Source organism: Magnetospirillum sp. ME-1, from assembly GCF_002105535.1.
In the GTDB taxonomy this organism is placed as follows: domain Bacteria; phylum Pseudomonadota; class Alphaproteobacteria; order Rhodospirillales; family Magnetospirillaceae; genus Phaeospirillum.
Map to the genome: position 1 here is coordinate 123,919 of NZ_CP015848.1, position 13,301 is coordinate 137,219.

General features: G+C 65.8%; 1 protein-coding gene (running past one end of the window). It reads right to left on the bottom strand.

Features of this window, described 5'->3' with window-relative positions; genetic code table 11:
• Positions 1-13,301, bottom strand: the 3' portion of a protein-coding gene (locus WV31_RS21285) for a LamG-like jellyroll fold domain-containing protein (RefSeq protein WP_168185822.1). Its footprint extends 25,498 nt past the window's final position; the window shows 13,301 of its 38,799 coding nt (coding positions 25,499-38,799); its start codon lies beyond the right edge, outside the window — the gene reads right to left on this strand; the stop codon is at positions 1-3.

The following is a 13,301-nucleotide window of genomic DNA, read 5'->3' on the forward strand; positions in this document are numbered from 1 at the left end:
TCACCCGACGTGGGCGTGGTTCTCCACGTAAACGTGGGTGTCACCGTTGGAATACTGGGTGTAGCTGTCCTGGTGACCGTTGACCACCAGCTCGGCGGAGCCGCTGGCCTTCCATCCGCTGTCGCTCAGCGTGACCTGATTGGCTCCGATCACCACCAGGGCGTTGCTGGTGCCGGTGATGGCGTTGGTGCCGTTCAGCATGGACTGCAGATGGGCGAGGTCGAGGACCGCGTTGTTGTTGCTGGCGTGGCTCAAGTCCAGGACGTCGAAGTTCTGCAACGCGTTGTTCCAGACCGACGACAGATTGAATTGGCTGCCGTTGAAGTTTTCCCACAGCAGGGTGTTGCCGCCGCCGGCGCCGCCGTCGAGGAAGTCGAAGGTCATGTCCGAAACACCGACCGTGTTATAGCTGCCGTGGCCCACATAGACGTCGTCGCCGCCGTTCAGGTGAACCACCTGGTGGCCGCCGCTGCCGATGACGTAGTCGGCACCGGCGCTCCCGTTGTAATAGCCGCTGCTGCCCAGAAGCGTGGCCGAATGGCCGGTGACCGTCAGACTGGTGGACGACATCACCGGATCCCATATCCAACCGCTGCCGTTGTTGTCGATGTAGTCGATGCCCTGGACCGAGTCGAACGAGCCCGACAGGCTGCCGGTGCCCCAGGTCATCAGGGTCATGGCCGTCTGTGTTCCCGACATCAGGCCGTGGCTGTTGAGGTCCAGGACACCGTCCAGGCTCAGCGAGCCATAAACCGACAGCCGGTCGGCGCTCCCCTGCCACAGGTCGAACAGCAGATGGGAATTGTCGGTCAGCGTCAGGTCGCCGGCGATGGTCAGGGTTCCGGCCACGCCGGACGTGCCCGGATTGATGTAGCTGTGGTTGACGAGGTCGGCGTCCCAGACGTTCAGGGTGCCGAAACCCTCGATCCGGCCGGTGGAATTGTCGAACACGGCATGGCCCGTGCCGGCGCCATCGGACACCGTGAGCACCGTGGTGTTGCCGGTCAGGGTCAGGGTGGCGTGGTTGTCGAAAGTCCCCACCGTCAGGTTGAGGTCGTCATTCACCTTGATCACGCCGTAATTGATCAGATCGGCGGCGGACAGGCCGTAGGTTAAGCTGGCCCCGGCATCGGCCAGGATGGTGCCGTGGTTGGTCAGGATATCGTGAACGGCCAATGAAACCGATCCCGCCCCGGTGGACTGCAACTCGATCGTGCCCTGATTGCTGAAGGCGTGTTCGAGGGTTGCAGAGGAGTTGAAGGCGTTTCCGGCCACCAGCAGCAGGGTGGCCGCGGCGTTCTGGAAGGCCACGCCGATATCGTTGCCCGCTCCCATCATGGACAGGGTGCCGCCCGTCAGGTTGACGGTGCCGCTGCCGGTCAGCGTGCCGCCGTTCATGCTGGCGCCCTTGGTCAGCATCAGCTTGGCATCGATATGGTCCGTCTGGCCCGTGCTGGCCAGTGCGGTGGTAGACCCAAAGGTCATGAACGTGCCGCCGCCGGTCAGTCCGCCCGAGGTGAAGTTGAAGTTGCCGAAATCCCTGAACACCATGGCGCTGTTATTGAGCGCCAGAGTGCCGCCGCTAATGTTGATGATCGAGGCGGTGTCCGTTCCGCCCGCCACGCTCATTCCCAGCGTTCCACCGGACAGCGTCAGGTTGCTGGCGACGGAGGCGGTCGAACTGGACAGCCGCAGGCCGCCGATCAGGTCGCTGCCGCTGGAATGCACGACCGTACCGCCGGTAATGGTGGTCAGCGCCAGGGAATCGGGCAGCGTGCCGCCCCAATTGCTGGCGTTCTCCCAGGCCTGGGATGCCGAGCCCGTCCAGGCCCGCTGATGGTCGTACTCCACCACCCGGATGGTGCGGGTGGAAACCCGGCCGGCGGCATCCGTCACTGTGTAGGTGAGGACGTCCAGACCGGTCTGTCCGGCGGTGGGGGTATAAGTGTAAGCGCCGGTCGTCGTGTTCAGCGACACGGTGCCATAGCTGCTGACCAGGGTCTCGGTGGCCCCCGACACAGTCGTGGTGCCGCTGAGATGATAGGTCAGCGCGGTCCCCTCGACATCGAAGGCCGCAAGGGTTCCCGCCACCGCGCCGCCGCCGACAAAGGCCTGCAGGTTGGTGGCGGACGTCACCGCCGCACTGCCGCTCATGGTCAGGCCGCTGCCGGCGATACCGGCCGAGGCCATGTTGGGGGCGACCGCCGTGCCGTTCTCGAAGGTCCACCAGCCGGCCAGTCCCGATTCGCCGCCGGTCAGGTAGGTATTCATGTTGGCCACGATGTCCGACTGGCTGCGCGCCGTGTTCCAGGCCCGAACATCGCTGATGGCCCCGAAGAACTCGTCGGTTCCGCCGCTGGCGGAATTACCGACGGCGAAGCCCGCCGCCGGAGCAATGGCGGTGTATCCGCTCCAATGCCCGATATTGGCGCCGTCCAGGTACAGGTCCCAGGTGCTGGTGCCGGTGAGGACCATGGCCACGTGGTGCCACTTGCCGAGCGACAGCCCGGACGTACCGGTCAAATGAGTCAGACCACCCAGATTGACGGTCAGCATGCCATTGGCGTTGTCCACATAGACGCCGTATCCGTTACCGCCCGAATTGCCCACCGACATGATCAGCGGGGAGCTGTTCGATGCCGCATCCTGGCGGACCCAGGCTTCCAGCGTGACGTTGCTGGCCGTGGTCAGCACCGAGGCGGTGGTCGCCGCCGCCGGGCTGCCGCTGCCAAGGGCGACATAGCCACGCGTCGTCATGATTTCCGGGGCCATGTTGTTGGCCCCGGACAGACTGACCGCCATGCTGCCCGTCGAGGTCAGGGTCTGGCCGCCATAGGCGTCGGTGACGCTGAGCGACACGGTGTCGCCGCCGGTCCACAACGGATCGGAATGATAAACCGCATTGGCCAGCGCATTGTTGATGCGGTCCAGAGTGCCGGTGAAGCTCACCGTGTGGTCGCCGTTGACGGTGTTGGTGGCGAAGGTGATGCCGCCGGTCTTGACCAGTTCGATGCCGCCGTGATTGGCCGACAGGGTGACCGACATGGTCTCGCCGGCCAGGCCGCCCACCTCGTCGGACACCTGCAGGCCCACCAGGGTGTGGCTGCCGTTCTCGGTCACGCTGAAATTGCTCAGCCCCGACAGGGCCGGCGCGTCGCGCACCGAGGTGACGCCGACACCGATGGTCTCGTAGGTCAGGTAGCCGCTGCCGTCATTGATGGCCAGCACGAAATAATCCGAGCCGAAGTAATTGGCGTCGGGGGTGTAGGTGTAGCCGCCGGACGTGGTCAGGCCATTGCCGCTGAGGAAGAAGGTGTTTCCGGTCAGCGACAGGGTACCCAGGGTCTGGGTCCCGTTCAGGGTCAGGCTGCCGTGCTGCGGCCCCTGGGCGATGCTGGCCCAGGTGGGTTTGTAGGTGCTGCCGCCGAAGGTGTCGTACAGGGTGCCCTGCAGCGCCGTGTCCTCGGGGGTGGTCACCACCTGATCGAACAGCGACGCCTTGGCCCCGGTCATGGTCACCGAGGTGGCGGTGCCGCTGCCGGTGCCGGTGGTGTCCGGCGCCGTACCCGAGGCGAGGTTGTCCAGTCGCCAGTTGCCCGCCAGATGATCCTCACCGCCGCTGAGGCGGGTGGACACAAAGCTGTTGATCTCGCTGGGGGTGCGGGCGTCCTTCCACACGCGGACGTCGGACATCAGGCCGTCGAAATAGCTGCCGCCGACATTGGCGTCATGGCCGATATCGAAGGAGCTGATGGCCGACAGACGGGTGCCGCTGAAGGCGGACGAGGTGCCGACGTTCTGGCCATTCACATAAAGCATGGCCACGTTGTTGCTGACCACCACGGCCACATGGCTCCACAGGCCGATATCGGCCATGGGACCGGATAGCGAGAGGCCTCCGGTGCCGCCGGCACCGTCCATGGTGAATTTCAGCTGGCCGCCGGCGACCTCCAGATTGAACAGATTATAGGCCGAGCTGGTGGCCGACACGATGGTCTGATGGGCCGAGGCGGTATCGGGCCGCACCCAGGCTTCCAAGGTGAAGTCGCCCGAGAAGTCCATCTGGGAGGTGTTGGCCACGTGCACGGCGCTGGTGGAGCCGTTGAAGTCCGATACCTTGCCACCGGTATTGACGTTGATGGGGGCAGAACCGGTATCGAACGCCCAGTTGCCGAGCAGGCTGGAGGCCGCAACCGACAGGGCCCCCTGGCTGGCCGCCGACTGGATCTGCCCCACGGACAGCGAGGTGTTCCATACCGCCAGATCGGAGATGTCGCCGGTAAAGGGGAGCTGCATCCACTGGTAATTGAGATTGCCGATCTCGGCAGCCCCCGGCTGGATGTTCAGAGCCTGGGAAAGGGTGGCGGTGCCATCCTGAGCCCCGTCGATGTAAAGGGCGACATGGCTGGCGCCGTCATAGGTCACCGCCACGTGGTGCCAATTGCCGTCATTGACCGTTGCGGTGGAGGCTGGGCCGGACACGCTCTGGCCATCGAAGTGCAGATTGCCGTTGCTGACATAGAACTCGGCGGTGCCGCCCACCGCCTGGGTTCCGATGCTGAGGATCTCGCCCCGCCCCGTGTCGGTGGTGCGGATCCAGGCGCCATAGGTGAAGGCCCCCGCGCCGGTAGCCAGCGAGGACTGGCTGGCGACGATGAGACCGGCGCCGGACGAACCGTCCATATGCACGGCGGAGTGCGTGCCACTGACCGTCAGCGTGGCGCCGCCGGCCACGGTCAGGCTATGGCCTTGGCCGCTGAGGTCGCCGAAGGCGGAGCGGGCGCCAAGCGTCAGGTTGTGGCCGCCGGTCTCGTCCAGCAGGGTGGCGACGCCGTTGGCGCTGTAAAGCCGGTTCATGTTCCACTCGGCCTGCAGATGGTCGGGTGAGACGGCTTCCGTGCGATGCCAGCTGGCATAGATCTCGGCTGGCGTGCGGACGTCGTCGAAGACCCGGACCTGATCCATCTGGCCGACAAAGCTGCCGCCATCGGCCGCAGTCCCGCCCAGGAACAGATTGCCGGCACCGGTGAAGTCATTGCTGGTCGTCATGGTGCCAGCCACCACACCATTGCGATACAGGGTCAGCAGGTTGGCATCGGCGTCATAGGTCCCGGCCCAATGGGTCCAGGTACCGGCCGTGGCCGGGGTGGGATCGGTGACCGCGACACCGCCGCTGCTGCCGTCCAGCGAGAAGCGCAGGTTGCCCGAGGCGTCGAAGCCCACGTACAGGCCCTGGCCCGAGCCGCCGCTTCCCTCGGCCAGCAGGGTCTGGGCATTGGCATGGCCCGCCGCCTTGTTGGCCCAGAACTCCCAGCTGAAGGACTTGGACGCCAGGGCGATGCCGCTGGCCGAGGCATAGCCGCTGCCGTCGAACTGCAGGCTGCCGCGCGCCGCGCCGGCTCCCACCAGATCGACCAGACTCTCGGTGCGGATGGTCAGCATCTTGACGGTGTGGTTGCCGTCGCTGCCCACCGCGTCCACCGTGAAGGTATCGACCCCGTGCCAGCCGGTATTGGGGGTATAGGTGAAGCTGCCGTCGGAATTGAGCGCCAGGCTGCCGTGGACCGGATTCCCGCCGGACGCCACCGCCCAGGTGACGAGGCCATTGGCGCTGGTCGGCGCCTCGGCCGCCAGGGTGCCGTGATAAGGCGAGCCGTAGGCGGCCACCACCGCGTCGTCATAAAGCGGCGCATCGGTCTGGACGAAGGTCAGGGTGCCGGTGACGGTGCCGTCGTTGAGGCTGGCGGTGGTGGCGTCCTGCACGACGCCGCCGCTGGCCGCATCCAGGCGCCAGTAGCCGGCCAGGCCGGATTCGGCACCGGTCTGCTCGTTGTTCATGGCGGCGACGATCTGGGGCTGGGCCAGGATGCCGTTCCAGATGCGCGCCTCGGCCATGTCGCCCACATATTGCGCCGTCGGACCGTCATAGCGGGTGGCCAGCTGAATGGCGCCGCTGACGTTGTAGTCGCCGATGGTTCCCGTCCCGTCGGCAACGCCATCCACGTAGATGGTATAGGCCGCGGCGGTGCCACTGATGTTGGTCAGGGTGACGGCCACGTGATGCCAAAGCCCATCGGCCACCACGCTGTTGCCCGCCACCGATCCGGCGTCCCCGGCGGTAGCCAGATGAATCTTTCCGTCCACGCTGGAGTAGATCCAGAAGCCCTGCCCGTCCACATTGGAACCGGCGGTGAAGATCATCTGCGCCTGCGAGGTGTCGGAGGTGCGGATCCACGCCTCGTAAGTGAACGGTCCCGCCCCCTGGGCGACGGACGATCCCAGGTTGATGCGGGTGCTGCCGCCGAAATGGGCCGCCATCTCGGGCACCACGGCCATGACCGGCGGATTGCTGGACGGCAGGATCAGGTCGTGGCCGTTGCCCGACAGGTCCTGGGTGCCGCCCCGGCCGTTCCAATAGCCGACCAGCCCGGATTCATTGCCGTCCAACACCTGATTGTAGCTGGCCCCCATGTCGTAGTCGGAACGGCCGTAGCTCCAGACCCGCACGTCGGAAATGGCCCCCTTGAACCCGGCGGCGAGAGTGCCGCTGGTCATGGTCTGGCCCACCCAGAGGTCGGCGGTGGTGGGATTGTACGAGGTCGTGAAGCCCAGATTGGCTGTCGGCACGGAACTGCCGTTGAAGGAATGGGTGGTGCCCACTTCCTCGCCATTGACGTAGAGGTGGAAGGTGCCGCCGGTATTGCTCACCGCCACATGGGCCCACTGGCCGGCACCGAAACCGGCGCCGACGGTGGTGACGTTGCCGGTCTGGGTGCTGGACGCCACGTCGAAGCTCAACTGGTTGCCCACCAGTTGCAGGGTCATGTGCTGGGTGCCCATGAACTTGGACAGGATCGACTGGGTGCCGCTGAGGCTGGTGGGGTTGATCCACGCCTCCATGGTGAAGTCGCCAGATCCCAGCCAGGCGATGTTGCCCTGCGCGGTCACCGATCCGTGGTTGCTGCCGTCCAGGATCAGTTGGCCCATATGCTGGCGGGCGCCGATGATCTCGGTGGGGTCCTCGATTCGCACCGCCACGGTCTGGCTGGTGGACACGCCGCCGGCGGTGGCCACCAGGGTGAAGCTGTCCAGCCCCTCGTAGGTGCTGTTGGGCTTGAAGACGAAGCTGCCGTCGGCGTTGATGGTGACGGTACCGTTGGCGGGCTGCGCCCCCACTGTGTAGGTGATGGCGGCGCCGGTTCCGTCATGGGCCACCAGGGCGCCATGATACTGGCCGCCGCGCGGAATGCTGATGCCGTCGTCGTAGGTCTGCAGCGTCGTGGCGGCCTGCACCACGTTGGTGACCCCGGTGGGCAGGATCAGATCGTTGCCGTTGCCCGAGGCATCGGCCAACCCCGTGCCCTGCCAGGATGCCACCAGGCCATCATCCGACTCGTTATTGGAGGGCATCGCCTTGAAGATGTCCTCGGCGCTGCGCTCGACACCCCACAGGCGGATATCGGCGATCTGGCCGGCGAAGGCGGTGGTGGAATCCAGGCCGGTGCCGGCCTGATTGCTGCGCGCCCCGATGGTCAGCGGATAGGAGTTGGAGACATCGGCATCCAATGCCGAGACGCTCTTCACCGGCTGGCCGTTGACGTAAAGGGTGTACTGGTCGCCGCCGCGGGTGACCGCCAAATGGCTCCATTGATGGGCCGAGATGCTGCCGCCTTGCAGAATGATGACGCCATTCAGCATCAGGGTCGGGGTGCCGGTGTCGATGTAAAGCGCCAGGCCGGTACTGGTGGTGCCACCCTTGGCGATCACATTGCGCTGCCCCGCGATGACGTCCGGGTTCACCCAGGCTTCCATGGTGAAGTCGCCGGCGCCGGGATCGAACTTGTCGCCCGCCGACAGGTAAGTGTTGGTGCCGTCGAAAGTGAAGGCCTGGGTCTGGCGGTTGCTGGCCACCAGATCGGCATGGCCGGAGGTGGTCCAGGTGGCGGACGCCTGGGTGGAGAAGCCCACGCCGCTACCCGACAGGGTGCCGGTGTAGCCGTTGCCGCTGCCGTCCGCCGCCGTGCCGCCGTCGAAATTATAGCTGGCCAGCAGCCCGGTCGTGGAGGTGGTGATACCGTTGTAATCGGCGCTGATCTGAGTGGCGTCCCGCGCTCCGCTCCAGATCTTGAAGTCGTCAAGGCTTCCGTTGAAATTACGCGGATCGTTGGCGGCACCGAAGATCGTGCCGATGTCGAACGTCCCGGTGGCGGCATAATCGGCCGACGCGGTGCGCGACGCCACCGCCTGGCCATTCATGTACAGGGTCTGGACATTCGTGGCGGCGTCGTAGGTCGCCGCCCAATGGATCCACTGGCCCATATGATTGTAGCCGCTGGGGTCGGTATAGGTGAGGTCGTCGCCGCCCCAGAACCCGAAGCGGACCTGGTTGCCGGTGCTGCCGCCGCCATTGTTCAGGAAAGCGAAGAACAGCCCGTGGTCGGTAGCGACACTGGCGGGATTGTCGGTCTGGGTGAAGACGAAATCGTCGCTGTTAATCTCGTTGCGCTTGGCCCAGAACTCGACGGTGAACGACTGGTTGGCCACGTTAATGCCGGAGACCGAGATCTGGCCGGTCGCTCCGTCAAAGGTCGCCACTCCGGATCCGATCGTGGCATAGCTGCCATTGTGATTGCCGGTCTGATCGTAGGCGATGTTTCCGTGGCCCTCGTCCAGCTTCCAGTAGCCGGCCAGCTTATCCTCGTGGCCGCTCAATTCCTGGTTCATCATCTGCTGGATGTCGCTCGCGCCAAGCGCCTTCGACCAGACGGTGGCTTCAGCCATGTCGCCGCCGCTTCCCAGGGTGAAGCCCAGGCGGGAGGAGGTGCCGATTGTCGCGACGTTGGTGTAGCCGCTGGATGTTCCTGCCGCTACGCCATCGATGAAATAGGTGGCGGTACCCGCGCCGTTATAGCTGACCGCCACGTGATGCCACAGGCCGTCGTTCACCACCGGGCCGGACGATGCCGCAGCACCCAATTGGGTGGTATTCAGCTGCAAACTACCATCTGTGTTAAGGCAGAGGGCAATGCCGTTAAATCCGATGCCGTAGCCGATCTCGATAAGTCTCGTGGCCACTGTACTGGTGGTTTTCACCCAGGCCGCATAGGTGAAGGAATCACCATCATTGACGGCAAGGGTTGAGCCGCCGCCGAGATCAACACTCTGGCTGGGCCCGAAATGGGCCGCCCGCAGGGGCGGTGCCCCCACACGGCCGGCACTGCCCAGGTTCAGATAGGCGCCGGAATCCACGTCGTTGCCGGTGCCGCTGCCGTGGTCGCTGTCGAAGTCCCACTGGCCGATCAGGCCGGGGGTCTGTTCGGACTCCAGCACGCTGCCGGCCTCGACCTGGGCGGAGGTCAAGGTGGTGTTCCATATCTTGAGGTTGTCGAACATGCCCTTGGAGAACAGGGTCCCACCGGTCAGCTCGCCGCCGACCACCATGGAGGACAGCGAGGTCAGGGCCGATGTTCCGCCCATGCTGTCCACGGCCATGCCCGCCAGGTCGCCGTCGACGTAAAGCCGCGCCACGCCGGAATCATAGTTGATGGCCACATGGTGCCAGGACGAGGCGGAGATGGTCGCCCCGGCCGGATTGATTCCGTTGCCGCTGGCGTCCTGATCGACGTACAGGCCGATATGACCGGTGTTGTCGATGGTGGCCTTCAGCACGGCCATGCTGCCGGTGCCCAGGCTGAACAGGGTCTGGCTTCCCGCCGTGCTGAGATTGACGTCGAACTCGACGGCCATCTGCTGGCCGGCGAATTCCGTGCCGGGCAGCTGGATGCTGGCCGCCTTGCCGGTGCCATTGGCGAACAGCACCGAGGTGCGCTCGGCCGCGCCCGCCACGCTGACCGGATTGGCCACGTCCACCGCATAGGTCTTGGTGGCGGTGGCGGTGCCGTCGCTGATCTGCAGGGTGAAGGAATCGGCCCCCACATAGCCGGCGGTCGGCGTATAGGTGAAGGTCCCGCCCGCACCCAGGCTGAGCACGCCATGGGTCGGCGTGGCCGAGGTGGTCAGGGTAAGGGTCGAGCCCGCGTCCTGGTCGTAGGTCAGCACGCTGCCATGGACGGCCTGACCGGCCAGGGTGGAGAAATGGTCGGCGCCGGTGGGCGCATCCGTGGGCGGCCCGTCGGCGGCGGTGACGTTGCCGGTCGCCGTGGGGACCGGGCCAAACAGGTTGACGATCCGGTCGTCCTGCATGGTCCAGGTGCCAAGCAGGTTGGTCTGGGTACCGGGGATAGCCGGCCCCATGTCGGACTGGACTTCGGCCAGGGTGCGCGTCGTGCTCCAGATCTTCACGCCGGCGATGTCACCGTTGAAGTTCTGGGCGGCGGTGCCCGGCGCCCCCGAATTGCCCAGATAGACCGGACCGCTCAGGTTGTAGGCGTTGATGGTGGCGGTACCGTCAAGCCGCCCATCGACGTAATAGGTAACCGCTCCATTGCTGGCCACGACGCCGGCCACATGGTGCCACTGGCCATCGGCCACGGTTGCGGTGCCAAGCGTGATGGCCCCGTTCTGGGACTGCCCGACGCCCAGCTTGCCATTGGCGGCCACATAGAGGGACATCCCGGTATTCACGCCATCCTGGCCGACGAAGACGATGGTCTGGTTGATGGCGGAACTGGTCTTGATCCAGGCCTCGAACGTCAACGGCCCGCTGCCCTGGGCGATGGAGTTGCCGATGGTGATGGCAGCCGACGCCGAACCATCGAAATGCATGGCCTGGCTGTCGATGACATCCGGAATGCTGGCGTTGCCCACCGGCACCAGATCCGGTCCGGCGGCGTTGACGGCCGTGACCAGCCCGGACCCGCTCACATGGTCGAAGGTCCAGGCGCCCAGCAGGCCGCCGCCTCCGTTGGGTTCGAGGCCCTTGCCTTCCACCACCTGGGCGCCGGTGCGCGCCGTCTCCCAGACCCGGACGTCGTCGATCAGGCCGCGGAACGTCGTGGTGTTGTCGATCGCCTGGGCGCCGCCGTGCATGCCGCCGATCATCAGATCGGTGGCCGCCGGCAGGGCGGTGGGCGTCGCCACCACCACGGTGTCGATCACCTGGTTGTCGGCGTAAAGCCGGTAGATTCCATCGTCGCGGACCACGGCCACGTGATGCCACTGGCCGTCGTTCAGCGTACCGCTGCCCTGCAGCGTCCAGGCACCGGTCGTCCCGGTATCGGGCGACAGGAAGGTCAGCTTGCCGTTCACCAGCGCCAGGGCGAAGGTGCCCTGCGTTCCGCCGATGCTGTTGCCCTGGCCGATGATGATCTGAGTCGCATTGGTGGCGTCGCGGGTGCTGATCCAGGCTTCCAGGGTGAAGTCGCCGGTGTTCTCCTTCAGCAGCGGACCGGCCACATAGGCGCCCATGCCGTTCAGATAGGCGGCATCGTTGTCTATGGACAGACCGCGCAGCATGGGGGCGTGGTTTCCGGGGCTTTGGACCACCAGATTGACCACCGCCGGCATGGAGGTCAGGCTGCCGTCGCTCACCGTGTACTTGATGGTGTCGGTGCCGTAGAAGCCGTAATCGGGGGTGTAGACGAACTGGCCGGTGGCCGGATCCAGGGTCAGCACGCCGTGGCTGGGCTGGCCGGTGACCGTGCCGCTGAGCAGGGAATAGGTCAGCGCCTGGCCATCGGGATCGCTGCCGGTCAGGGTGCCGCTTAAGCTGCCGTCATTGCTGACGGTGAAGGTGGAGCCGCCGCGCTCGGCGATGACCGGGGCGATGCTGCCCGTGGTGGGCAGCCCGTTGACGCTGGAATCCACGGCGGTGGGGGTGTTGCTGTCCAGGCGCCAATAGCCCGACAGACCCGCCTCGTAGCCGTGCAGCTCCACATTCATGTTGGCGGCGATCTCGGCCTGGGTGCGCACGCCGTGCCACACCCGCACCTCGTCGATCTGGCCGCTATAGGCGTAGCCGAGAGTGCCGATGGGCTGGCCGATGCCCAGCGAGCCGTTGTCGCTGACCGGCAGCGGCGCCGCGGCGATGGTGGCCGAGCCATAGAGGACGCCGTCCAGGTACAGAGTCACCACTCCGGCGCTGTCGAAACTGGCGGCGATGTGGTGCCAGGTGCCGGTGAAGGTGGTGGCGCCGGCAACGGTCAGAGCAGTCCCGCCCACCACCGGAACCAGGGTATAGCTTCCGGCCGTGGCGCCTTCCTTGATGAACAGGCCGTATTCGACGCCGCCATTGGTGACGCCGCGCGCCACCACGGCATGCATGCGGTCCAGGGTCTCATAGGATTGCGGCTTGACCCAGGCTTCCAGGGTCACCGCGTCGGCGAAGGCCAGCTTGCCGCCGTCATTGACGGTCAGCGCATTGGCGTTGGTGCCGGTCATGGACATGGCGTAGCCGGCCCCCACCCCGGCCACCGGGGCCTGGTTGACGGGCTGCACGAAGATGGAAACGGTCTGCGGCGCCAGGGTGTTCTGGCCGTCGCTGAGGCGGACCTGGAACGAATCCGAAGTAAAGGTCGAACCATCGTTGTAGTAGTTCAGGCCCATGGTGCCGGCATTGATGTCGCCGGCATTGAAGGAATCGCCCACCGCAAGCACGCGGCCGTTGATCACCAGCGCGCCGTGATCGGGCGTATCGGTGACGATATAGCTCAGCTGCGACGCCGGGCCGCCATCGGGATCGGTACCGTTCAGCCCCATGGTGCCGGACTGAATGTTCAAGACGCTGCCCCGGCCGGCGAAGACGGCGGTCCCCACCGTCAGGGTCGGAGCGGCATTGGCGGCGTTGACCGTGAACGACACCGAACTGGCCGAGGCCATGGTGCCGCCCATGCCGTCGCTGATGGTGAAGTTGAACGACGAGGTGCCGGTGGTGCCCGCCGCCACGTACTTGATCAGGTCGGCGGTGACGTCGGCCTGGGTGAAGGTGCCGCCGGCCGCCAGGGTCACGCCGTTCTTCAGCAAGGTGCCGGAGCCCGGGATGGAGCCCAGGGTGTAGACCAGCTTGGAATCGCCCACCTGGATGCCGTCCGCGGGACGCAGATAGGCCTCGTTCAGGGTGAAGGTGCCCGACGCCCCCATGGTCAGGGAGGGCGGCACCAGGGTGATGCCGTGGCCGTCATAGCCCACATTGGCGGTGAAGGTCTGGGCGACGGTGTTGCCGTGGCCATCGCTGGCGTTAATGATGAACGTGTCGCTGCCGGCATAGCCGGCATCGGCCTGGTAATTGACCGTGTTGGCGTTGACCGTCACCGTGCCGTGGGCGGTCTTGGTGCCGCCCGACAGCGTGAAGGTCAGCGCATCGCCATCGGGATCGAGGGCGTACAGATTACTGCCGCTGATAC